The sequence below is a fragment of the Jiulongibacter sediminis genome, from assembly GCF_001306455.1.
In the GTDB taxonomy this organism is placed as follows: Bacteria; Bacteroidota; Bacteroidia; order Cytophagales; family Spirosomataceae; genus Jiulongibacter; species Jiulongibacter sediminis.
Map to the genome: position 1 here is coordinate 1058157 of NZ_LGTQ01000005.1, position 22464 is coordinate 1080620.

At 40.5% G+C, this 22464-nt stretch carries 25 protein-coding genes; 5 read left to right on the top strand and 20 right to left on the bottom strand.

The window, feature by feature from the left end; genetic code table 11:
- Positions 1–23: 23 nt before the first annotated feature.
- The 17 genes from rpsH to AFM12_RS04780 all read right to left on the bottom strand — a co-directional run bounded on the left by rpsH (position 24) and on the right by AFM12_RS04780 (position 8903).
- Complete coding sequence (gene rpsH / locus AFM12_RS04700) at positions 24–425, bottom strand: 30S ribosomal protein S8 (RefSeq protein WP_055144372.1); 402 nt, start codon at positions 423–425, stop codon at positions 24–26.
- A 110-nt stretch (positions 426–535) separates the two neighbouring features.
- On the bottom strand, positions 536–805 hold the full coding sequence (rpsN, locus tag AFM12_RS04705) for a 30S ribosomal protein S14 (protein WP_055144374.1): 270 nt from the start codon (positions 803–805) through the stop codon (positions 536–538).
- A gap of 20 nt (positions 806–825) precedes the next feature.
- Positions 826–1374 (bottom strand): 50S ribosomal protein L5, encoded by a 549-nt coding sequence (gene rplE, locus AFM12_RS04710; protein ID WP_055144375.1) that lies wholly within the window; start codon positions 1372–1374, stop codon positions 826–828.
- Between the two features lie 35 nt (positions 1375–1409).
- Positions 1410–1748, bottom strand: coding sequence for a 50S ribosomal protein L24 (rplX, locus tag AFM12_RS04715; RefSeq protein ID WP_055144376.1), 339 nt, complete (start codon positions 1746–1748; stop codon positions 1410–1412).
- Between the two features lie 29 nt (positions 1749–1777).
- The gene (rplN, locus tag AFM12_RS04720; RefSeq protein WP_055144377.1) at positions 1778–2149 is read right to left on the bottom strand and encodes a 50S ribosomal protein L14; all 372 of its coding nucleotides are present in this window, start codon (positions 2147–2149) and stop codon (positions 1778–1780) included.
- Positions 2150–2193: 44 nt separating this feature from the next.
- On the bottom strand, positions 2194–2448 hold the full coding sequence (gene rpsQ, locus AFM12_RS04725) for a 30S ribosomal protein S17 (RefSeq protein ID WP_055145156.1): 255 nt from the start codon (positions 2446–2448) through the stop codon (positions 2194–2196).
- Between the two features lie 69 nt (positions 2449–2517).
- The gene (gene rpmC, locus AFM12_RS04730) at positions 2518–2700 is read right to left on the bottom strand and encodes a 50S ribosomal protein L29 (protein WP_055144378.1); all 183 of its coding nucleotides are present in this window, start codon (positions 2698–2700) and stop codon (positions 2518–2520) included.
- A 55-nt stretch (positions 2701–2755) separates the two neighbouring features.
- Positions 2756–3175: a 50S ribosomal protein L16 gene (gene rplP / locus AFM12_RS04735; protein ID WP_055144380.1), complete on the bottom strand. Its 420-nt coding sequence runs from the start codon at positions 3173–3175 to the stop codon at positions 2756–2758.
- A 50-nt stretch (positions 3176–3225) separates the two neighbouring features.
- Positions 3226–3984: a 30S ribosomal protein S3 gene (gene rpsC, locus AFM12_RS04740; protein ID WP_055144382.1), complete on the bottom strand. Its 759-nt coding sequence runs from the start codon at positions 3982–3984 to the stop codon at positions 3226–3228.
- Between the two features lie 30 nt (positions 3985–4014).
- The gene (gene rplV / locus AFM12_RS04745; protein ID WP_055144383.1) at positions 4015–4401 is read right to left on the bottom strand and encodes a 50S ribosomal protein L22; all 387 of its coding nucleotides are present in this window, start codon (positions 4399–4401) and stop codon (positions 4015–4017) included.
- Positions 4402–4441: 40 nt separating this feature from the next.
- Positions 4442–4720, bottom strand: coding sequence for a 30S ribosomal protein S19 (gene rpsS / locus AFM12_RS04750; protein ID WP_055144384.1), 279 nt, complete (start codon positions 4718–4720; stop codon positions 4442–4444).
- Positions 4720–5544 (bottom strand): 50S ribosomal protein L2, encoded by an 825-nt coding sequence (gene rplB / locus AFM12_RS04755; RefSeq protein WP_055144385.1) that lies wholly within the window; start codon positions 5542–5544, stop codon positions 4720–4722. The genes rpsS and rplB overlap by 1 nt, the downstream gene beginning before the upstream one ends.
- A 52-nt stretch (positions 5545–5596) precedes the next feature.
- The gene (gene rplW / locus AFM12_RS04760) at positions 5597–5884 is read right to left on the bottom strand and encodes a 50S ribosomal protein L23 (RefSeq protein ID WP_055144386.1); all 288 of its coding nucleotides are present in this window, start codon (positions 5882–5884) and stop codon (positions 5597–5599) included.
- Between the two features lie 28 nt (positions 5885–5912).
- On the bottom strand, positions 5913–6536 hold the full coding sequence (rplD, locus tag AFM12_RS04765) for a 50S ribosomal protein L4 (protein ID WP_055144387.1): 624 nt from the start codon (positions 6534–6536) through the stop codon (positions 5913–5915).
- A gap of 45 nt (positions 6537–6581) precedes the next feature.
- A complete protein-coding gene (gene rplC, locus AFM12_RS04770; protein ID WP_055144389.1) occupies positions 6582–7199 on the bottom strand; it encodes a 50S ribosomal protein L3 in 618 nt (205 codons plus the stop codon).
- Between the two features lie 418 nt (positions 7200–7617).
- The gene (locus tag AFM12_RS04775; protein WP_055144390.1) at positions 7618–8367 is read right to left on the bottom strand and encodes a DUF2695 domain-containing protein; all 750 of its coding nucleotides are present in this window, start codon (positions 8365–8367) and stop codon (positions 7618–7620) included.
- Positions 8367–8903 carry an RNA polymerase sigma factor gene (locus AFM12_RS04780; RefSeq protein WP_055144392.1) on the bottom strand — a complete coding sequence of 179 codons (537 nt, stop codon included), beginning with the start codon at positions 8901–8903 and terminating at the stop codon, positions 8367–8369. The genes AFM12_RS04775 and AFM12_RS04780 overlap by 1 nt, the downstream gene beginning before the upstream one ends.
- A gap of 240 nt (positions 8904–9143) precedes the next feature.
- Between AFM12_RS04780 and AFM12_RS04785 the strand changes: the two genes are divergently transcribed.
- From AFM12_RS04785 to AFM12_RS04800, 4 genes are all read left to right on the top strand, one after another.
- Entirely contained in the window at positions 9144–10178 is a 1035-nt protein-coding gene (locus AFM12_RS04785; protein WP_055144394.1) for an agmatine deiminase family protein, read from the top strand.
- 95 nt (positions 10179–10273) lie between these two features.
- Positions 10274–12595: a peptidylprolyl isomerase gene (locus AFM12_RS04790; RefSeq protein ID WP_055144396.1), complete on the top strand. Its 2322-nt coding sequence runs from the start codon at positions 10274–10276 to the stop codon at positions 12593–12595.
- A gap of 10 nt (positions 12596–12605) precedes the next feature.
- Positions 12606–13925, top strand: coding sequence for a foldase protein PrsA (locus AFM12_RS04795; RefSeq protein WP_055145159.1), 1320 nt, complete (start codon positions 12606–12608; stop codon positions 13923–13925).
- A 17-nt stretch (positions 13926–13942) separates the two neighbouring features.
- The gene (locus AFM12_RS04800; protein ID WP_055144398.1) at positions 13943–14914 is read left to right on the top strand and encodes an AAA family ATPase; all 972 of its coding nucleotides are present in this window, start codon (positions 13943–13945) and stop codon (positions 14912–14914) included.
- Here AFM12_RS04800 and AFM12_RS04805 read toward each other — a convergent pair.
- Positions 14911–16587 (bottom strand): DNA polymerase/3'-5' exonuclease PolX, encoded by a 1677-nt coding sequence (locus AFM12_RS04805; RefSeq protein WP_229308459.1) that lies wholly within the window; start codon positions 16585–16587, stop codon positions 14911–14913. The two genes, AFM12_RS04800 and AFM12_RS04805, sit on opposite strands and share 4 nt — an antisense overlap.
- Before the next feature lies 1 nt (position 16588).
- Complete coding sequence (nhaC, locus tag AFM12_RS04810) at positions 16589–18037, bottom strand: Na+/H+ antiporter NhaC (RefSeq protein WP_055144399.1); 1449 nt, start codon at positions 18035–18037, stop codon at positions 16589–16591.
- A 218-nt stretch (positions 18038–18255) separates the two neighbouring features.
- On the opposite strand from nhaC, the gene AFM12_RS04815 reads away from it, so the two are divergent.
- Positions 18256–19632, top strand: a complete 1377-nt coding sequence (locus AFM12_RS04815) for an MATE family efflux transporter (RefSeq protein ID WP_055144401.1) — start codon at positions 18256–18258, stop codon at positions 19630–19632.
- Between the two features lie 53 nt (positions 19633–19685).
- Here AFM12_RS04815 and AFM12_RS04820 read toward each other — a convergent pair whose 3' ends face one another.
- A complete protein-coding gene (locus tag AFM12_RS04820; protein ID WP_055144403.1) occupies positions 19686–22367 on the bottom strand; it encodes a T9SS type A sorting domain-containing protein in 2682 nt (893 codons plus the stop codon).
- Between the last annotated feature and the right edge of the window lie 97 nt (positions 22368–22464).

Genomic DNA, 22464 nt, shown 5'->3' on the forward strand with positions numbered 1-22464 from the left:
CGTGGCGGTCAACAAAAAATTACTTAGTAAATATAGCAGAGAACCTCTCCGCCAACGTTTAGAGTACGAGCCTCTTTGTCAGTAATGATACCTTTAGAAGTAGACAAAACTGCAATACCGAGACCATTCAAAACTCTTGGAAGAGCAGAAGCTTTGGCATACTTACGCAAACCTGGCTTTGAAGCTCTTTTCAAATCTACAATCGCAGATTCTTTTGTAACAGGATTAAACTTCAAAGCGATCTTGATGTTCCCTTGAGGACCCTCATCTTCGAACTTGTAGCTCTGAATATAACCTTTATCATAAAGTACTTTTGTAATTTCCTTCTTCACGTTAGAAGCAGGAATATCTACAACTCTGTGTCTTGCACTTATAGCGTTTCTTATCCTTGTTAGATAGTCTGCTATTGGATCCGTCGTTACCATTCTTTTACAATTAAATATTGGATACCTTAGCCGTCACTGAGTAGTTTCACGGGCGTGACTTTCTCAATTGGGCTGCAAAGATAGTGATTCTAAATTAATTTAAAAATATATTACCAAGAAGCTTTTGTAACTCCTGGGATAAGACCTGCACTCGCCATTTCACGGAAAGTCACACGGTTAATGCCGAACTTACGCATATAACCTTTAGGTCTGCCAGTAAGCTTACATCTGTTATGAAGACGTACCGGTGATGCATTTTTAGGAAGTGCATCAAGACCTTTGTAGTCTCCGGCAGCTTTAAGAGCTGCTCTTTTATCAGCATACTTTGCTACTAACCTTTGTCTCTTTCTTTCTCTTGCTTTGACTGCTTCTCTAGCCATCTTTATCGAAAATTAATTTATTATTTTTTTGAATTTGCGAATGGCATACCTAATGCCTTAAGCAACTCATAACTTTCTGCGTCTGTAGGTGCAGAAGTTACAAATGTGATGTCCATACCCTGAATCTTTGATACTTTATCAATTGAGATTTCCGGGAAAATGATTTGTTCTGTTACACCGAAAGTGTAGTTACCACGTCCGTCAAATCCTTTGTCGCTGATACCCTGAAAGTCTCTTACACGTGGAAGAGCAACAGATACCAATCTGTCAAGAAATTCATACATAACCTCACCTCTCAAAGTAACTTTAGCACCGATAGGCATACCTTCTCTTAACTTAAAGTTAGAGACCGCCTTTTTTGAAACTGTAGGAACCGCCTTTTGACCAGTGATGATTGAAAGCTCTTCAACACTGTTATCTACAAGTTTTTTATCACCGGTAGCATCACCTACACCACGGTTTACTACAATCTTCTTTAATGTAGGAACCTGCATTACTGACTTGTAAGAGTATTTCTCTCTTAAAGCAGGTACGATATCTTTTAAATATTGTTCTTTTAATCTTGCCATTTTTATTTTGTGGATTTCCGACCCACTTTTAAATATTAAATGAATTTGCCGCTTGATTTAGCGAAACGTTGAAGTTTGCCTTTATCATTAGCTTTTCTTCCTGTACGGGAAGGCTTACCAGACTCAGGATCTAAAACCTGTACATTACTGATATGGATGCTACCTTCAACCTCCTGGATTTCGCCTTGTGGGTTTTGAGCATTTGGTTTCACATGTTTCTTGATCATGTTAATACCTTCTACAATAACGCGGTCTTTCTTGGTCAAAACCTCAACCACTTTACCCTGCTTGCCCTTTGAGTTACCGGCAATAACCTGCACAGTATCTCCGGTGCGTACATGACGTTTTTGCATCTTATTATTTTTTGTTTCCATTTTCTCAGATATTTTCCAGAACGGAATGATTATAAAACTTCAGGTGCCAAAGAAACAATCTTCATAAACTGCTTCTCTCTTAATTCACGGGCTACAGGTCCGAAAATACGGGTACCTCTAGGCTCATCATTATTATTCAAAAGAACGACTGCGTTCTCTTCAAATCTGATATAAGAACCATCTTTGCGTCTTACCTCTTTTTTGGTTCTAACCACCACAGCTCTTGATATACTACCTTTTTTCATGTTAGTAGATGAAGAAAGGGCCTCTTTAACAGTAACCACTACTTTATCACCAATACCTGCATATCTCTTTTTGGTACCGCCCAAGACACGAATAACTAATACTTCTTTGGCACCGCTATTGTCAGCTACGTTAGCTCTTGATTCTTGCTGTAACATTTCTAATTATTTTAAACTTTTCTTATTTCTGGCTTCAAAGAAGATTACTTGGCTTTCTCCAAAACTTCAACAAGTCTCCAGTTTTTTGTCTTACTCAAAGGTCTTGTTTCCATGATCTTTACAGTATCACCTATACCGGCTTCACCATTTTCATCATGAAACTTAAATTTTTTCGTCTTGAGCATAAATTTACCATACTTCGGGTGCTTCACTTTACGAACAACCTCAGCTACACCTGATTTGTCCATTTTGTTGCTAACAACTACCCCGATACGCTCTTTTCTTACTTGTCTTTCCATTTGCGGTAACAGATTAGTGGCTTTCACCACGGTATTAGTATTCTGTGTAATTATTCAGATTTTAACTGATTATCTGCTGGTAAGTTCAGTTGATAATCTGGCAATCACCTTTCTTGTTTCAGTGATTCTTTTAGGATTTTCAATTGGCGTAATAGCGTGAGCAAATTTCATTTTTTGCAATCTGTCCTTCTCGGCGGCGATCTGCTCCTGAAGTTGCTCTACTGTCAAACCTTTCAAATCTACTTTTTTCATTGTCCTATCGTTTTACCGGCGACAGCCGATGTATATATCAAATGATAATTGATGCTTAAGCCTGATAATCTCTTCTAACAACAAACTTAGTCGTCATCGGAAGCTTCTGAGCAGCTAGTCTCAAAGCCTCTTTTGCAGTTTCAAGAGAAACACCACCAGCTTCAAACAAAACTGTACCAGGGTAAATATTGGCTACCCAATACTCAGGAGCACCTTTACCCTTACCCATCCTTACCTCAAGAGGCTTAGCGGTGATTGGCTTATCAGGGAAAACTCTGATCCAAACCTGCCCTTCACGTTTCATTGCACGTGTAACGGCAATACGAGCGGCCTCAATCTGGCGAGAGGTAAGTCTACCCGGCTCCAGAGATTTAATTGCGAAGCTACCAAAAGCAATCTGATGTCCTCTGGATGCAATACCCTTGATTCTACCTTTCTGCTGCTTACGAAACTTAGTTCTTCTTGGTTGTAACATAATTGTATAATCTTATGAGACTCAGGGTCTCTTCGGTTCTTTGAATTTTCTTAGTTTCTTCCTCTTCCGCCTTCGCCTCTTCTTCTTCTAGGACGATCATTTCGATCTCCTCTGTCGTTTCCTCTTCTTCTCTTATCGCCGCCACCAGCTTCAGCTATTGCTCCGGCAGGTGTAAGATCTCTCTTACCATAAACCTCACCTTTGAATACCCAAACTTTGATACCGATGATACCGTAAACCGTTAGAGCTTCTGAAACAGCATAGTCGATATCAGCACGAAGTGTATGTAGAGGAATTCTACCCTCCTTGTACATCTCAGTGCGAGCCATCTCAGCTCCACCAAGTCTACCAGAAAGTTTAATCTTGATCCCTTCAGCTCCTACTCTAACGGCCGACTGAATCGCCTGCTTCATAGCTCTTCTGTATGAGATACGGGCTTTAAGCTGCTGAGCAATGGTTTCACCAATCAACTTGGCATCAAGCTCCGGCCTTTTGATTTCAAAGATGTTAATCTGAACATCTTTACCCGTCAACTTCTTAAGCTCTTCTCTAAGCTTATCCACTTCAGAACCGGCTTTACCGATTACAACACCCGGACGGGCTGTGTGAATAGTAAGAGTAATCCTCTTAAGTGTTCTTTCAATTACTACTTTAGAGATCGATCCTTTCTGAATACGAGCATCGATATATTTTCTGATCTTGTTGTCTTCAACCAATTTGTCAGAAAAATCTTTTCCGCCATACCAGCTAGATTCCCAACCTCTGATGTAACCAAGTCTTAGACCAACAGGATTAACTTTTTGTCCCATGTTTCTACTTAAATATTAGTTCGGGGTATATTATTCTTCTTCAGATTTAACTTCTTCAGCCTTCACTTCCACTGGAGCCGCGTTGTCAACAACGATGGTCATGTGAAGGGAACGCTTTCTGATTCTGTAGGCACGTCCCTGAGGAGCGGGTCTCAATCTTTTTAAGATTCTTCCACCGTCAACAAAAACACTTTTCACAACAAGATCAGCGTCTTCAATGTCTACGTCTTCGTTTTTTCCCTGCCAATTAGCCACGGCCGACATCAGTACATTTTTCATTACCGGAGCGGCTGCCTGAGGCTGATGACTCAAAATACCTAGAGCCTGACTTACTTTCTTACCTCTGATCAAATCAGCAACCAATCTTGCTTTTCTTGCAGAAGTAGGGAAATTATTAAGTTTTGCTACTGCTTCCATTTTTCAATAATTTATTATTAAAAAGCCGAGTACTCTAAGATTACTTACGACCCTTATCTTTTTTGTTAACGTGACCTCTGAAATTTCTGGTTGGAGCAAATTCTCCAAGCTTATGACCTACCATGTTATCAGTAACATACACAGGGATAAACTTATTTCCGTTATGAACAGCAAAGGTGAAACCGATGAATTCAGGAGTAATCATTGATCTGCGTGACCAGGTCTTAATTACAGACTTCTTGCCTGATTCTGCCATCTTCTCGACCTTATTTTCAAGGCGAAAATCAACGTAAGGTCCTTTTTTAAGCGAACGAGCCATTATTTATTTCTTTTTGCTACTATTAAACGATTTGAATACTTGTTTTTAGAACGGGTTTTCTTGCCTTTGGCGATCAAACCTTTTCTAGATCTTGGGTGACCTCCGGAAGAACGGCCTTCACCACCACCCATTGGGTGATCAACAGGGTTCATTGCCACACCACGAACGCGTGGACGACGACCCAACCATCTTTTTCTACCGGCCTTACCAAGAGTTACGTTCATGTGATCCGGGTTAGACACAGATCCCACAGTAGCGATACAAACTGACAATACCATTCTCATTTCACCAGAAGGCATTTTCAAAGTCACATACTTACCATCTTTCGCTAAAAGCTGAGCGTAAGTTCCGGCACTTCTTGCAAGCTGAGCACCTTTACCAGGATTCAGCTCAATATTATGAATAATAGTACCCAAAGGCATATTTTTCATTTGCATTGCATTTCCTACTTCAGGAGCAACAGCCTCACCAGAAACTACTGTCTGGCCAACTTGTAAGCCCTGAGGAGCAATGATGTATCTTTTCTCACCATCAGCGTATTCCACCAAAGCAATTCTTGCAGAACGGTTTGGATCATACTCAATAGTCTTAACTTCCGCCTTCACATCAGCTTTGTCACGTTTGAAGTCGATAATACGATATCTTCTTTTGTGACCACCGCCAATGTATCTTGCGGTTCTGTGCCCTTCACTGTTTCTACCGCCAGTTCTTTTAACTACAGTAGTCAGGCTTTTCTCCGGTTTGTTCGTTGTGATGTCAGAGAAATCAGGAGCAATCCTGTTTCTTTGACCCGGAGTCGTTGGTTTAATTTTTCTAACTGCCATCTTCTTTAATTTTGCAACCACTCAACTCGTGGCTTTACCTATTAAATTCTTATTATAAATCAGCGTAGAAGTCGATCATCTCGCCTTCAGCTAATGTTACTATTGCTTTTTTGAATGTTGGAGTTCTTCCGGTTGTAACCTTTGATCTCGTCATTCTTGACTTGCTTTTCCCAAACTGACGGATAGTAGAGACACTGTCTACAGTAACTCCGTACATTGACTCAACTGCCTTGGCTATCTGAATTTTATTAGAACCCATTGCCACCTCAAAAGTGTACTTACCTTTAGCGTTAAGTTCCTGAGATTTTTCTGTGATTATTGGTCTTTTTAAAACACTCATTTTATTAAGCTTTTAACCTTCTGGTTCTTTATTTCAAAATTGTTTCCAGGTGAGCCAAAGCGTTCTCAGAGATCAGAATGTTCTCTGCGTTCACTAAGTCATAAATATTAACCTCATTTTTCTCTGACACCAACGTCTTTGGTACGTTTCTGGCAGACAAATAAAGGTTATTCTCGTTACCGTCAACTACGAAAAGGCTTTTGCCATTTACACCAACTGCGTTTAGGAAATTGATGTAGTCTTTAGTTTTAGGCGTATCAAGAGCGAAATCTTCAACAACAATCACTTTTCCTTCTTTAGCTCTTTCAGAAAGGATTGACTTCTTAGCCAATGACTTAACTTTCTTATTCAGCTTGAAGCTGTAGTTTCTAGGGCGTGGTCCGAAAATTGTACCACCACCTACGAAGATTGGAGATCTTCTGGAACCATGACGAGCTCCACCTGTTCCTTTTTGTCTGTGAAGTTTCTTTCCTGTACGGCTAACTTCAGCTCTTTCTTTAGCCTTATGAGTTCCCTGACGCTGATTAGCAAGAAATTGCTTAACCTCAAGCCAGATCACATGCTCATTAGGCTCAACACCGAAAACCTCTGGAGAAAGACTTACTTTCTTTCCGGTTTCTTTACCTTCTTTGTTAACTACTTTTATTTCCATTTGATAATCCTATTTTTTCGATGTCGTCAGGATTCGACCTTATTTTTATTTATGTAACATTACAACGGAGTTCTTAGGGCCAGGAACTGATCCCGAAACCACGATAAGATTCTTATCCGCCATTACCTTTACTACTTTTAGGTTCTGAATGGTAACCATAGTATTACCCATTCTTCCAGCCATTTTCAGTCCTTTAAATACTCTTGCAGGATACGAACAGGCACCAATTGAACCAGGGTGACGCTGTCTGTTGTGCTGACCGTGAGTAGTCTGACCAACTCCACCAAAATTGTGACGCTTTACAACACCCTGAAAACCACGACCCTTTGTTTTACCACTAACATCAAGGAATTCACCTTCAGCGAAAACATCATCCACCTTAATGGTATCACCCAGATTAAAATCAGTGGTGAACTCTTTAAATTCAGCCAGTTTTCTTTTCGGAGTGGTGTTAGCTTTTTTGAAGTGACCTTGAAGAGCCTTAGAGGTTCTCTTCTCTTTTTTCTCACCATAACCTAACTGGACAGCTTTGTAACCATCCTTTTCCTCAGTTCTTATTTGAGTAACCACACATGGGCCAGCCTCAATAAGCGTACATGGAACAGCAGCACCATCTTCAAAGACGGTCATCATGCCAATTTTCTTTCCAATAATTCCAGACATTGTATTATCTTTTTCGCTTTAAAATTGTCTCTTCTCTAAATCGGGCTGCAAAAGTCTGACTTTCTGCAGTCTTATACAAGATTTGTGACCAAAACTTTTCTTGTCAGTGGTTGAACTCAACTTGACCATTGCATTACAAACCCAAACAGGTAAGGCGTAAATTACTGAGGGTACACCTTGTTACCTTGTAATGATTCCCAAAATTTAATTTCATGCGAACTTCGGAGACTGTGCAAATCTTAAAAAGCTAAACATCTTTTCTCACAGTCGAAATCAGATCGGTTTCACGTGGATGTGACTTCGTCTAATTTGTTTCAGAGAGAATCTCCTCAAATCGAGGTGCAAAAGTATATGTTATTTTACTAATAGCAAAGAGCTAACTGAAAATAAATGAAATATTTTCAAAATGTGTGAATTGTCAATTTCTAAAAGCCAGAATGGCTAAATCGGTTCCAGTGGGAAATTGACTATCCTCCTTTAAATGAAGAGCCAGCTTAATTTCAGCCTCACGATGGGTTTTGTTCGGGACTGTTCCATGCTTGTAAGGATCTTGAGGAAACTGCATAGAGACATTCATCAATACCTCGCAATCACAATGCCCACCCTCTTGAAATAGGAAGGAGACTATGGCATCCTCATCCAAACCCCGCTCAGAAAGAAATTTTCGGGTTATCGTGAATTTCATGTCGCAAGGATTTTGCTCAAGGGATGCCTGCAGGTAATCAAACATTTCCTCAAACTCAACAAGATCCATCGGAAGTGCAGCCATAAAAGCTTCTTGTCGGGTCGGTTCTTTAATATCGGCCTCTGAACTAGCTGTTACATTATTTTCAGTATCTCCTAAGAAATAGATATTAGCCAGGATGCTACCAATAAACAAAATAGAGGCCGCAAGCCTGAAAATACTCGTTTTGTAAAAAGGAATAGGCTTCAGAGACTTATCTTCATTATTAAACAACTGTTCCTTAGCGGCAACACCCAAACCAGTGGGTGATTCTACGGCGTTCTCAAAAGCCAACTTCTCCAATGCATCCTGAATAGCCTCGTATTCTTTTAATAAGGTTTCGTTTTGTTCTATGAGAAGAAAAAGCTCCCGCTCTCTTCTGGCAGAGAGTTGACCAAGTGCCAACATCTCCAATTCGCCATCTTCTATGTTATACGTACCCATTATTCTTCCTTAAAGTTTTTCCTCAACTCCTTCAAAGCCGCTCTAACTCTGGTTTTTAAAGTACCCAAAGGGATATCAAGTTCTTCTGCGAGGTCAACCTGAGTATATCCTTCAAAATATATTTTTTGAATCAAAACTCTCTGATTCTCTTTCAGCTCATTAACCTGCCCTTTCAGACCTATAGTATTAATATTCTGTTCGGTGTTAAACTTCCTGTTAACACTACCTACGTTATCATCTCTTACGAAATAATTGAGATTGTGGTTTTTATAATCTGCAGACCTGATTCGGTCAATCACAAAATTTCTGGTGAGATTAGCCATCCACGTAAACAAACGACCTTTTTTCGAATCGTAACTATCCATTTTTGTCCAGATTCTGACAAAAACCTCCTGAAGCATATCAGCTGACTCATCCGGATCCTTCAACATGCGAATAATCATACCATAAATTACATCAGAGTAATTTCGGTAAAGGATTTGAAAACCTTCCTCATCTTTAGTTTTGAGAAGTTTAAGAAGTTGTTTTTCTTCCAATCGTTATTTCACGTGAGTATTTGTACAGCAATATATGGGCAAATGATTATTCAAAAAAAGACGGAAGATAAAATCCTCCGCCTTTCTACCAATCATTTATTCAACCACTCTTAAAATGCTTAATCTAAAACACAAGCAAAAAAAAGGTATGCTTGCATAACATTGGGCAAAATAAATAAATCATGACCGTACTCGCAATTCTTTTTTAGCATTTTAACTTTGCAACAAAACGACAAATTAATGACTCCCAACGAAGAAGGCTACTTTTTCCCAGCCGAATGGCACCCTCACCGAGCTACCTGGTTAAGTTTCCCACATAACATCGATACATGGGAAGACCGCCTTCCAAGGGTCTATGAGGCATACTTTAAATTTATTGCCGAACTAGCCTCCGAGGAAACAGTTTGTATTTCTTCCGGAAATGATAAGACAAAATCCGTAATAGAGTTGGGACTAAATCAACGAGGTATACCGACTCAAAATATTCAATTGTTCGATTTCAAGACAAACGATAGCTGGTGTCGGGATCACGGGCCATCTTTTGTTATTAACCCTTCGCTAGGCGAAAAAGCTATTGTAAACTGGGGATACAATGCCTGGGGAGGAAAATATCCACCGTTTGATGCTGATGATGCCATCCCCTCTAATGTTGCCAAAACACTGAATCTCAAACTTTACGAACCGGGAATTATAATGGAAGGCGGATCAATTGAAGTTAACGGAGACGGAACATTGATGACCAGTAAAAGTTGCCTTTTGAATAAAAACAGAAATCCTCATCTATCTCAAAAACAAATTGAAGAAAAACTTAAGCTTTATTATAATGTAGAGCAAATACTTTGGCTTGAGGAAGGTATCGTTGGTGACGACACCGATGGCCATGTAGATGACATGACCCGCTTTATTAATTCTGATACCGTGCTCACAGCCTTAGAAACTGATCGGCTTGATGATAATTATTCTCCTCTTCGTGAAAATCTGGAATTGCTAAAGAAGATAAAGCTTGCCGGCGGAACCAAGATAAATATTGAAACCCTACCCATGCCAGACCCTGTACTAGACAGTGGCCTGAGACTACCGGCTTCTTATGCGAATTTTTACATACTGAACAATAAGGTTATCGTCCCTACATACAGATGCAAAAAAGATGATGAAGCTCTAAAGATTATTGAAGGGTGTTTCCCCGATCGTAAAATTGTCGGCATAGACTCTACTGATATTATCTGGGGCCTGGGAAGTTTCCACTGCCTTTCTCAACAGGAGCCAGAGGTATAATAATTGTTAAATTCAAGGCTTTTTCGCAATAAATAGTCAATTTCGCGAATTATTCAATAAAGACGTTTGGTTTAGGTAAACCAAGGCCACATTGTATGCATCGATTAGTCATCCTGTTCTGTTTCATTTTTTCACTTTATTCTTGTAAAACAGTTCAGGTTAGTAGCTCAAAAAGTACTTCTGAAGTTCAATCTAACGAACCACCTTCAGATCCGGTGGTGATAGTTGGTGATAAAGCCCTCACTGAGCCAGAGCTTATTCAGGCTTTTGAAGAGTATCTTATAGCTGACACTACTGGTTTTGAAGAACTAATTGATGAGCTTATCAAAAGAAAAAGAATCTATTTGGCGGCTCAGGATGATGGCTACTTACTGGACGAAAGTCAACTAGAAGAACTGGAAACCTACTCCAGAATCACTGCCAAAAGCTTCATTATTGACACTGGTTTGGTGAATTCCTTGACAAGATTAACCTATGAACGCCTGAAAAGGGAAATCAAAGCCTCTCATATTCTACTAACAGTTCCCAAGTATGCGGCTCCTTCTGATACACTGCTTGTTTACAATCAAATACTAAATCTGAAAAGGGAGGCCGAAGAAGGTGCTTCTTTTGATTCATTAGCTACTCTGTATTCTGCAGATATTAATACTAAAGGTAAAGGTGGCGATATGGGCTATTTTTCTGCCCTGCAATTACTATTCCCGCTTGAAAATGCGGCTTATTCTACTCCTGTTGGCAAGATATCAGAACCTGTCAGAACTTCTGCTGGATATCACATTGTCAAAGTTGAAGATAACAGACCTTTCTCGGGTAAAGTTGAGGTAAAGCATCTTTTAAAATCAGTACCTGCAGATGCCGGACCTGAAATGGATGAATATCAAAAAGCTAAAATCGATTCACTTTACCAACTCATAAAAAACGGAGCTGATTTTGAGGTCATTTGTTCGGCAAATTCTGATGATTTGAATTCAAGGGAAAGTGGTGGACTCTTACCGCCTTTCAGTATTGGAAGCTGGGCGGAGCGAAACTTTGAAAAAGTCGCTTTCGAACTGAAAGTGGGGGAAGTTTCAGGGCCTGTAAAATCTTCTATTGGCTGGCATCTGATAAAGAAAGTAAAGAATTTCCCTCTTGAGCCTTTTCAAGAATTGGAAGAAAAAATAAGACGCAAAGCCACTACGGACTCAAGAGGCGAGTTTTTGGAGAAAAGTGGCTATGCCAAATACAGGAATAAACTAAATATAAACATTGATCAAAAGGCATTTGAAAACCTTCTGAAACTGGCAAATAAAGGCATCATTGACAGGTCCTGGAAACCAAACCGAAACCTCATTGAGAACACTATGATTCTACAAATAGATGATCAGGTCCTCTCATCAATGGATTTTGTGGAATACGCTGAATACAAGCAGGGATTTGAAAAGCAATTCAGTGGATATACGCCTGAAATGTACCTTAGATGGTACTTTGAAGATTTTAAAGAGGAACAAATCAATGCCAGAATTCTTCAAAAGTTGCCGGATTGGAATGCCAATTTTAAAGCTCTGACTGACACTTATCGGGAAAGCCTGATTGTGACAAACTATCTGAACGACAAGCTCTACGAAAAGTCTGTTTCTGACACGACCGGGCAGCGTGAGTTTTATGAACAGCACATTGGTAATTATCAATGGCCAATGGCAGCAAAAGCCACTATTGTCAAGACCAAAAATGACACTTTGATTCAGGAGTATTATGAAATTCTCAACGGTGAAACTCCTTATCGGTTAAAACGTGGAATTCTTCCTTCCTACTACGAGAAAAATGAGTACTCTTTAAATGACGAACTCAAAAGAAAGCTAACAGGTTTGGTTCAAATCCTTGAACAAAATAAAGGATATGTAGTTGAAATTGGTGGTCATAGAGATGTTAATGAAGAGCCGAATATTAGCGGACTACGCATTCGAAGAATAGTGGATTATCTTACCCAGAACGGAGTAGACATCACCAGAATCAGAGAATATGATTATGACGTCAATAAACTTGTTGATCGTTTTGACTGGGTTCAAAATCAGCGGGTGAGCTTTCAGTTTTTCTCAACTGACAAAGCCGACATCGCAAGAATACTTCAGCTAAAAGATACATCCTTTGAGGTGGCCCATGGTACTTATTTCAAAGGTGAGAATGGACTGATAGACGGAACAGGCTTTGAGACAGGAGATTTCGAAGCAAGCTTCGACGGCTTCAGCTACAGAATCACTATTGATGAAATCAAACCAGCAAGAGCAAAGACCCTCAGAGAAGCCCGGGGAGCTGTGATAAAAGATTATCAACTGGAACTGGAGAAGCAATTGGCGGCCTCTTTGGCCGTTAAATATCCGGTGGAAATTGACAATGAAAAAGCTAAAGCCTTGTATGGGGCTCAAAAATCAAAGAATTAAACAAAAACAAATGATTAAGAAGGTACTTTTCTTATTTCTCATTCCTGTTCTAACCCAAGCTCAGCGTGTGGGTACCAATGTCGACAGAATAGTCGCAAAGGTTGACAATTACTACATCCTAAGATCGGAGGTTGAAACGATAATGCAACGCTCAAAAGAACAGGATCAACCGGTAGACAAATGTCAGGCCTTAGAATCCTTGGCCGTTCAGAAATTGCTTGTTGCCAAAGCGGAAATTGACTCGGTAATTGTAGAGCCTGATGTGGTAGAGAATCAGCTAGATGCCAGAATGGGTGAAATGATCAGGATTTATGGTAGTGAGAAAAACATTGTGGAACAGTTCAATAAATCCATTGAATCCTTAAAAAGTGAGGTTCGTCAACAGGTTACAGAGCAATTAACTGCTCAGCAAATGCAACAAACTATCACTGAAGGCATGTCTGTTACACCAGCAGAGGTTAAAATTTTCATGGATAATATTCCAAAAGATAGCTTACCAACCATTCCTACCGAAGTTAAAGTGGCTCAATTAGTTCGGTTGGCCAAACTAACTGTGGCTCAAAAGTCTGAACTTAAGCAAAGACTGGAAGATCTGAAACTACGTGTAGAAAAAGGGGAGAGTTTTGAAGAATTGGCCAAGGAATACTCAGAAGATCAAGGGTCAAGAACCTATGGTGGTGATCTTGGTTGGGCTAAAAGAGGTCAAATGGTACCGGAGTTTGAGGCCGCTGCTATGCGTCTGGAACCTAACCAAATGAGTGAAGTGGTGGAAAGCTCTTTTGGTTTTCACTTAATTCAGCTTCTAGAAATCAGAGGACAGGAATACCACGCACGTCATATTCTTTTAAGACCTGAGTATAATCGTTTAGATATGACTGCACCAACTCAGTTTCTTGATAGCCTGAGAAACTTTATCGTTACCGACTCAGTATCTTTCAGCGACGCAGTACGACTTCATAGCGAAGATGAGAACACTAAATATACTGGTGGCATCCTTCAGGATCCTAGTACGGGCAGTGATAGAATGGCACTGGATCTAAGTATGGAACCAAATCTATACTTCACAGTGGATACCATGAAGGTTGGCACAGTTACTGCACCTCTACCCTATCGTAGTGCTGACGGGAAAACCGGAATGCGATTGCTTTATCTGAAAGACAAGTATGCCCCTCACCAGATAAACATGAAAGACGATTATGAAAAAATCAAGCAATTTGCTTTGATCAATAAACAAAATACAGAAATTGATAAGTGGTTCAAAGAAGCCATTGCTGAGGTATATATTAAAATTGACCCTGAATATCAGGTGTGTAAACTATTTGAATACTAAAACTCAATTCCTAATAAATGGGTAAAACGACATTCAACTCTGACGTAGAAGCAGCTGATGCTTTAAAAGAATCATACGAAAAATTAAGAAAAGAAATAGGGCAGGTTATTGTGGGTCAAGATGAAACCGTTAGGCTTCTGTTGACGGCTATTTTTTGTCAGGGGCACTGCCTTTTGGTGGGCGTACCTGGTTTGGCCAAAACGCTTTTGATTCAAACCATTGCTGATGCCCTTGATCTGGATTTTAACCGTATTCAGTTTACACCAGACTTAATGCCGAGTGACATTGTGGGCTCTGAAACCCTGGATAATGAGCGTAATTTTCGCTTTGTTAAAGGCCCCGTTTTTGCCAATATTATCCTTGCTGATGAGATCAACAGAACACCGCCTAAAACGCAATCGGCTCTATTAGAGTCTATGCAGGAGTACGCCGTGACTGTGGCTGGTGAAAAGCATAATCTTGAGAAACCATTTTTTGTGCTGGCTACACAGAACCCTATTGAGCAGGAAGGAACCTACCCACTTCCTGAAGCTCAGCTTGATCGTTTTATGTTCATGGTCAATCTTGATTATCCTTCTTTTCAACAAGAGCTGGATATTGTAAAAGCCACAACAACAGATATCAAAAAGAAGGTCAATAAAGTACTCGGCGGTGATGAGATTATCAATTTCCAGCATTTGGTAAGAAGAGTACCAGTTGCCGATAATGTTGTGGAGTATGCGGTCAATTTGGTACACAAGACCAGACCGAATTCAGAGAGAGCATCCGCTCAGGCGAACGAATTTCTTGATTGGGGTGCAGGACCCAGAGCCTCACAAAACCTTATTCTTGCCGCAAAATGCAATGCCTTAATCAATGGAAAGTATTCTCCAGACATCGAAGATGTTAAAGCCGTGGCAATTGCTGTTTTACGTCACAGAATTGTAAGAAACTTTAAGGCTGAAGCTGAAGGGATGGGCATTGAGAAAATTATCAATGACATGCTTTAAGGCTTAACCTTTTTCAAATAAGCTTCGATTTCACTTAAAGGCATGGCGTTAAACGTCATGCTTTTTGTTAATCCGGCTTTTCTTGCCACTGCCACCCCGTAATGCATATCCAGGAACCCTTCAATTTTATGAGCATCAGGATTTATCGATAGCATCACCCCTTTTTCCAGACAATAGGGAATCCATCTCCAATCTATATCCAGTCTGTATGGGCTCGCATTGATCTCCATTACTACCTGATTAGCGGCACACGCATCAATCACTTTTTTGTAATCAATAGGATAACCTGCTCTGGAGAGCAAAAGTCGACCCGTTGGATGACCCAAAATTGTGGTATAAGGATTCTCAATAGCTTTCAAAAGCCGTGAAGTAGCCTTTTCGAGGTCCATATCAAGATTAGCATGAACAGAGGCTACAACGTAATCAAAAGTAGCCAGAATATCATTTTCGTAATCCAAACTCCCGTCTGAAAGAATATCCGATTCAATACCCTTTAGGATTTTAAAGGGCTTCATTTGACTATTCAAAACGTCAATTTCTTCCTGTTGCTGAATCACCCTTCCTGCTGTTAAACCACTGGCATAAGCTGCTGTCTGTGAATGGTCGGCAATCCCGAAATATTCTAACCCGAGATCACGACAGGCTTCGGCCATTTCCTGCAAAGTGTTTTTGCCATCGGAGTACTTTGAGTGATTATGCAAACTTCCTTTCAAGCCTTCCCATGAAATAAGCTCATCATTTGTGTGTTCTTTGACCCAGTCAAACTCCTGAAGACCTTCACGCATTTCCGGAACGATGAATTTTGAGCCAAAACCCTCATAATAGGCCTCAGAACTCTCGAAAATATTAGACTTTATATAGTGATGGAAGCTTTGGCCATCGACCACATAATTGAAGTGTTCCCGGGCCCCGTTTCTCAGTAACTTCTCCTGCGAAAACTTCTCCTTATCAACAAAAGAGATTTCTACCGGTATCTTATGCCCCTTTACAAAACCTCTCCACGTATACGGCGACGAAAGCTTCATATCTTCCTCTAAAGGCTCTATGATTTCCATTTTGGCTGTAAAATCAGCACCGACCAAAAAGGAAAGCTTGTCAACAGTTTCCAATTTTCTTGGGATTGCCCCCACTACCGCCAATTGGTCAAATTTAGGACGTAGAAGTTCTTCAATAGCAGCAGAAAGTTCCTCAGCCTGATTCATTTTCAGCTTTCCACTTTGCTGTTTAATAAAAGCCAGAGACTCCAGAATTTTAACCTGGGTTTTCTCTCCAAAACCTTTTGTTTCGGCTATTTTACCAGATTCACATGCAATCTGCAGATCATTGAGGTTATCAATTCCCTGCTCTTGCCAAAGCAGTTTAATTTTAGAAGCACCCAGTCCTTTCACCTTAAACATATCCAAAACACCCTCCGGGGTTTGGGCGATCAAATCTTCTAATTCCGGAGAAGTACCTGAATCAATAATTTGACGGATTGTTGCCAAAAGACTTTTGCCGAGACCTCTTTGTTTCAAAATCTCCTCGTCAGACATTTCCGCCAGCTCTGTTTCCAGTTTATCTATATTGAAAGAAATGGCACCAAAAGCTTTCGCCCGATTGGTATCCATATCATGGAGTGTCAAGAGCTTTCCGGTCAGTTCTATAATATCTGCAATCTCAGAATTTGTGATCATTCTATTTCTCAGTTAGGGTTTTGATTTTGATGCTCAATGCAGCAAAAAGAAGAGTCATAAAGGGTGAAATATAATTGAAAAATGCGAAAGGAAGGTAGGTCAAAACATCAACTCCCAAAACATTTGACTGATAAGCTCCGCAAGTATTCCATGGTACCAAAACCGAGGTTACTGTACCACTGTCTTCAAGAGTACGGCTTAAGTTTTCAGGTGCCAGACCTTTCTTTTTATAGGCTTCTTTAAACATTTTGCCTGGTACTACAATAGCCAAATATTGATCAGAAGCCGTAATATTTAAGGTTAAACAACTGGCAACTGTACTTGCAAAAAGGCCGAAAACACCTTTAGCAGCTTTCAATAAAGCAGCAGAAATTTTATGTAAAGCTCCTATTGCTTCCATGAAACCACCAAAAACCATCGCACATACAATTAGCCAAATAGTATTCAGCATTCCTGACATCCCTTTCGAAGAAAACAAATCGGCCAGTTCTGTATTCGAAGTTTCTACCATAGCAGGCACAGTAATAGCATTCATCAAGCCTTTATAGGCCGTGGGTAAATCAAGCTGAGAGCCCTCTCCTACTTTTATCACAATACCTGGTTGAAAAATTAAAGCAAAAACTCCGGCCAGAATTGTTCCCAAAAACAAAGCAATCAAGGGTTCAGTTTTCCTGACAATTAGAGCAATGACTACCACCGGCACAATAAAAAGCCAGCCGTTTATGTTAAAGGCATCAGTAATGGCCGCCTGCATGATAGAAGTATCTACCTCTCCCTTGGCCGACTGACTGAAGCCAATTACAGCAAAGATGATTATTGTAATCACGATGCTCGGGATAGTCGTATACATCATATAGCGAATGTGTGTAAACAAATCTGTTCCAGCCATTGCGGGAGCAAGATTAGTGGTATCAGACATTGGGGAAAGTTTATCACCGAAGTAAGCTCCTGAGAGTACCGCTCCGGCAACCATTCCAAGGTTAAAGCCCAAAGAATTACCAATAGCAATAAGGGCGATCCCAACCGTCGCAGATGTTGTCCAGGAACTACCGGTAGCCAGTGAAATAATAGAACAAATCACCACCGTGGCAGGCAAAAAGATAGAAGGACTCAAAATATCAAGACCATAGTAAATCATGGCGGGAATAATGCCACTGATGAGCCAGGTACCCGAGAGTGCCCCTACAAAAAGAAGTATTAAAATAGCTCCGGAAGTGCTTTCAATATTTCCGGCAACCGTTTTAATCATCTTATCAAAACTGATCTTCTCTTTGAATCCCATCAAAGCGGCCACCCCACCAGCCAATAAAAGTGCAAACTGATTAGAGCCTGAGAGAGCTCCATCTCCAAAAACATAAACATTAAAAGCCAGAAGGCTGATAAGAACGATAACCGGAATCAGTGATTCAAATAAACTGATGGAAGTTTCAGGGGCGTTAGAGTCTGTCATTTAGCTGATATCAAAGTGTAAAGCCAAAGATAACATGATGACTCAGTTTGACCCTAATTTTCATTTTTTGATTTTCGAATGAGGTCTGTTTGAGATTTTTTATCGTACTTCGCTAAAATTTTTACTGAACCATGGTAATAATGATTGTTTGTAAGCACCGAATCTAGGTGCAACTCCCCTTTCGAGTTTTTTCTTTCACGACAGAACAATCATTTCTCATGTCTAAATTTTTTCAATTGATAAAAGACGCCCTTAAAGGCGACGAAAATACTGATTTTACAACTCTCAGTATAAACAGAGCCATTGTTTTACTCTCAGTACCCATGGTTATTGAGATGTTTTTTGAAGCTCTTTTTGCATTAGCTGACGCTTTCTTTGTAGCCCGATATGTCGGTACTCTTGGTGTGGCGGCTGTGGGTTTAACAGAATCTGTTTTAACCTTAATTTACTCGGTAGCGTGGGGTTTAAGTGGAGCCGCCACGGCCATAGTCGCCCGACGAATCGGTGAAAAAGATAACCGCGGCGGGGGTGTGGCTTTGGCACAGGTCATTCTCATCTCACTTTTACTCGGAGCAGTCATTGCCTTTTTCGGGACATTTTATGCCGAAAAGGTTCTTGAACTGATGGGAGGTTCTCCGGAACTCATTGCTCAGGGTAAATGGTATACAAGGATTCAATTTTTAAGCTCGCCGGTTATCATCCTGATTTTCACTTTGAGTGGAGCTCTCAGAGGATCGGGTAGTGCCTCCCTGGCTATGAAATCGGTAATTATTGCCAACATTCTCAACATCGGTCTTGATTTCCTTTTTGTTCCCATCATGGGCATGGGAATTAAAGGAGCAGCATTAGCAACGCTAATCGGAAGATCTGTCGGGGTAATTTATCAGCTCTGGATGCTTATTAAATTTAGTAAGCTACAGCTTCGCTGGCCTGATTTTACACCTGTTAAAAAGATTATTGTCAATATCATAAAGATTGGCTCAGGTGGAGCAGGTCAATTTCTCATCCAGTCAGCCAGCTGGGTGTTTTTAGTCAGAATTCTTTCAGAGTACGGTAGTGAGGTCATTGCGGGTTACACGGTTGCATTAAGAATTATCGTATTCACTATTTTACCATCATGGGGACTTGCAAACTCTGCCGCAACACTTGTCGGTCAGAATCTTGGTGCGGGAAAACCAGAAAGGGCTATCAAGTCTGCCTGGACCGTTTCTTTTTTCAACATGGTCTTTCTAGCCATTATTGCAGTAGTTTTCTTTCTCTTTGCCGAGGATTTTATCAGCTGGTTTGACCCAACACCACAGGTAGTGGCAACCGGTGTACTTTGTCTTAAAATTCTGGCAGCAGGCTATGTTGTTTTTGGAATCGGGATGGTAATTACTCAGGCTATAAATGGTGCCGGAGACACTCTTCCTCCCACACTGTTTAACATCATCTGCTTCTGGATTATTGAGATACCCTTAGCCTACTATCTGGCGGTCATGATTGACTGGAAAGAAACTGGTGTTTTCTTATCCATCATTATTGCTGAAACCATTCTTGCTATTATGGCGGTGGTATACTTCAGAACTAATCGCTGGCAACGAAAACAGGTATAAAAAAAGCCTTCCCGGATTTTCCCGGGAAGGCTTTCCAATTAAATCATAACGAGTTAATCGGCGATCACAAATCGTTTCGTTTGTCTTCCTTCCTCTGAATTCAGATTGAGCAAGTAAGTACCTGGTAACAAAGACCTTGTATCTACTCGGTAATTGATTTCGTTATTCTCCACCTGAATACGCTCCGTTGACATTTTAATACCCTGGATGTCGTAAATCTCAACCTCCGCTTCGTTAACCGAAGCCATTTTGGCTTTAATATCGATAAAATCCGTTGATGGGTTTGGAGAAATCGCCAAATCAAACAGCTCTTTCTCTGTAGCCAAAGGAGCCGGCTTGGGTACCTGAATAGCAAGATTATCAATGGCCCAGCCCCAGCCTCTAACCCATTGATCGGCATAAAGTCTGAAACGCATCAAAACCTCTGCACCTCCAATGTCACCTGTAAAAATCTCATTAAGGTTAATTTCGCGTGTTCTGAAAAGTGCAGGAGAGCCTTCACCATTACTTGTAGGATTGGAAGCATTGGCCGGAGTTAGGGTAGAATTATAGAGTTCCTCCCAATCTTCGTCCTGACGACTATCATAGCCATCAATTACTTCAAACCAACTTTGACCAAAATCCTGAGAAAACTCTACAACCACAAAGTCCCAGAAATTACTATCCTCATACTCAGATCCATCTTCCCCGGGTTCAACAAGAACAATCTCATCCCAGCTCAGAATAGCAGAGTCAGCTTTAAGGGTAATTGGCTTTCTGAACAAAGCTATAGCGTTGTAATCAAAATCAAGATAGGTCTGACCACTGACAGGGTCATATAACCCAAGACCATTCTTATAAGGGTTTTCTGTATGTAAGTTACCATCACCAAAACCCGAAGGAGTATCAACACTAAAACCTGTTACAGCAAAATCCTCATTAGGTTCATTGAAATCAGTAAAATATTCATCTATCGGATCTAATAAGGATGTGGCCACAAAAGTGTACTCATCCACAACGGTTGGATCATCGGTATTTACTCCACCAGCTGTAGTAGGTATTACCGTCTCGTTTCCCCCAGCATCTATTGCTGTTACCGTAAACCGAACAATATCATTATCATTTAAAGCTGGTACTCCCTCATCAATAACCCAAGCGAATTCATCAGATGAACCTTGTGAAAATAGAGTATCTGTTGCCGGATTAAACCTTCTTAAGCCAAAAGAAGGCTGAGGAGTTCCGTTAATAGAGTATTCAACAAAAACAGTATCAATTCCGCCCTCATAATCATCTTCGACATTGGCTACAAAGCTTATAGGAACCTCAGAACGAATGATTGTTGGCGGGTAATACTCAATTACAGGCCCCCATTGATCCGGAGTACCGACAAAGAAAAGATATGGCCTTTCAGGCATTGATGCAGGTGAAACCGCAGAGTTACCATCGGCATCATTTACACTAAGGAAGTAAGCCACTACTGTATTACTAAACCCGCCTGAAATTGGCAATATGGCTGAAAAATCATCGGTACCCGGAGATCTGGTGAGCGGAATCTGAGCTGGATTTTGCAAACCCGCTTGCAAATCTTCCAGAGTGGCAGTTTCCAGGTCAAGAATAACGTAATTCAATAAGGCAGACTCCTCTATAATCGAAGTATCACTAATAATTTTCGCATTAATAGTAACATTTGACGCAGTCTCAAAATCCTTCAAAGGCGTGTGAATAATAGATGATGAACGCCAACCCATTTCGTTCATCATATTGATAGTGACCGGACCCGGATCGTAATTAATCTCCCTAATACCCGCTGAAGGAGTCATTAAAGAGTTCGGGGTTCCTGCCGGATACTGTCCGTCATCAAGGTGAAAAATACTGGAACCTGCATCGAAAATCGTTGGTGCGTACAAACGAACTCTATCACCATTATTAGCATCAATTGCCGCAGGGGAGTTGAAAAAGAGATTTTCTGATATTAATTCGTTTCTTAAGGCGTTTGATGGGTTAGCAAATTGATTCGTGTCTGTTACCGACTGTCCCTGATCATTGATGACGTATGAATCAAACAATACCGGTATTCCGGAACCAAACCCATAACTACCTTGTGTACCTTCAACATCAAGCGAACCCACGAAACCTAGTCCATGACAAAGCTCGTGAAGAACCACCGAAGTAAAATCAAACTGCCCTACCGCAGGCGTACCTGTAGTACCGTAATACCAGTTCTGATCTGAACTGAAACGAGCGACAATATCAAAATCATCAGGAGAGTTTAGTTCCTTCCCAGCCATCTTTTCAGCCAGGGCAATTGGGTACCAGGTATTCGATTTCTGTGCTCCCGAGAAATTTCGGTAATATGTGCCAGGCCCTGCAGAACCAAGTACATTTGGACCCAATTCCTGCCAAAGAGCGATCACGTTAATTTTAACTGAAGAATTCAGAATTTCCGACCAGATATCAACAGCTCTTTGAAAGGCTTCCTGAGCCACTTCAGGCATATCAGGATCATAAAGCACATCAAATTGAGCAGAGTTAATACCTTTAATACCTCTTAACTTTTTGCGGTTTGCTAATGCCTTTTCAATTTCAGGAGCCATTCCGCGATAGGTATTTTCATCAATATGACTCGCAGGGCAGATAACTTCCGTTCCTTTTTTAAACTCGGGCTTGAGATCAGATCTCAATGCTTTAAGGGGGTGCTGTGCAAAACCAACTGCCGAAAAAGCAAAAGTCAGTGCAATCAGTAATAATCTTTTCATAATCTTTGAAGTACAGGTTTTAAATCCCTATTTCGGGTTTAAGGTTATTTGGTAAATATAAATGTTAATTGGTGAATTCCTTAAAACCATTTCCATT

Bases quoted from the DNA above. Each gene is read 5' to 3' on its own strand.
- rpsH (WP_055144372.1), bottom strand. From the start codon at position 425: ATGGTAACGACGGATCCAATAGCAGACTATCTAACAAGGATAAGAAAC.
- rpsN (WP_055144374.1), bottom strand. From the start codon at position 805: ATGGCTAGAGAAGCAGTCAAAGCAAGAGAAAGAAAGAGACAAAGGTTA.
- rplE (WP_055144375.1), bottom strand. From the start codon at position 1,374: ATGGCAAGATTAAAAGAACAATATTTAAAAGATATCGTACCTGCTTTA.
- rplX (WP_055144376.1), bottom strand. From the start codon at position 1,748: ATGGAAACAAAAAATAATAAGATGCAAAAACGTCATGTACGCACCGGA.
- rplN (WP_055144377.1), bottom strand. From the start codon at position 2,149: ATGTTACAGCAAGAATCAAGAGCTAACGTAGCTGACAATAGCGGTGCC.
- rpsQ (WP_055145156.1), bottom strand. From the start codon at position 2,448: ATGGAAAGACAAGTAAGAAAAGAGCGTATCGGGGTAGTTGTTAGCAAC.
- rpmC (WP_055144378.1), bottom strand. From the start codon at position 2,700: ATGAAAAAAGTAGATTTGAAAGGTTTGACAGTAGAGCAACTTCAGGAG.
- rplP (WP_055144380.1), bottom strand. From the start codon at position 3,175: ATGTTACAACCAAGAAGAACTAAGTTTCGTAAGCAGCAGAAAGGTAGA.
- rpsC (WP_055144382.1), bottom strand. From the start codon at position 3,984: ATGGGACAAAAAGTTAATCCTGTTGGTCTAAGACTTGGTTACATCAGA.
- rplV (WP_055144383.1), bottom strand. From the start codon at position 4,401: ATGGAAGCAGTAGCAAAACTTAATAATTTCCCTACTTCTGCAAGAAAA.
- rpsS (WP_055144384.1), bottom strand. From the start codon at position 4,720: ATGGCTCGTTCGCTTAAAAAAGGACCTTACGTTGATTTTCGCCTTGAA.
- rplB (WP_055144385.1), bottom strand. From the start codon at position 5,544: ATGGCAGTTAGAAAAATTAAACCAACGACTCCGGGTCAAAGAAACAGG.
- rplW (WP_055144386.1), bottom strand. From the start codon at position 5,884: ATGAGTGTTTTAAAAAGACCAATAATCACAGAAAAATCTCAGGAACTT.
- rplD (WP_055144387.1), bottom strand. From the start codon at position 6,536: ATGGAAATAAAAGTAGTTAACAAAGAAGGTAAAGAAACCGGAAAGAAA.
- rplC (WP_055144389.1), bottom strand. From the start codon at position 7,199: ATGTCTGGAATTATTGGAAAGAAAATTGGCATGATGACCGTCTTTGAA.
- AFM12_RS04775 (WP_055144390.1), bottom strand. From the start codon at position 8,367: ATGGGTACGTATAACATAGAAGATGGCGAATTGGAGATGTTGGCACTT.
- AFM12_RS04785 (WP_055144394.1), top strand. From the start codon at position 9,144: ATGACTCCCAACGAAGAAGGCTACTTTTTCCCAGCCGAATGGCACCCT.
- AFM12_RS04790 (WP_055144396.1), top strand. From the start codon at position 10,274: ATGCATCGATTAGTCATCCTGTTCTGTTTCATTTTTTCACTTTATTCT.
- AFM12_RS04795 (WP_055145159.1), top strand. From the start codon at position 12,606: ATGATTAAGAAGGTACTTTTCTTATTTCTCATTCCTGTTCTAACCCAA.
- AFM12_RS04800 (WP_055144398.1), top strand. From the start codon at position 13,943: ATGGGTAAAACGACATTCAACTCTGACGTAGAAGCAGCTGATGCTTTA.
- AFM12_RS04805 (WP_229308459.1), bottom strand. From the start codon at position 16,587: ATGATCACAAATTCTGAGATTGCAGATATTATAGAACTGACCGGAAAG.
- nhaC (WP_055144399.1), bottom strand. From the start codon at position 18,037: ATGACAGACTCTAACGCCCCTGAAACTTCCATCAGTTTATTTGAATCA.
- AFM12_RS04815 (WP_055144401.1), top strand. From the start codon at position 18,256: ATGTCTAAATTTTTTCAATTGATAAAAGACGCCCTTAAAGGCGACGAA.
- AFM12_RS04820 (WP_055144403.1), bottom strand. From the start codon at position 22,367: ATGAAAAGATTATTACTGATTGCACTGACTTTTGCTTTTTCGGCAGTT.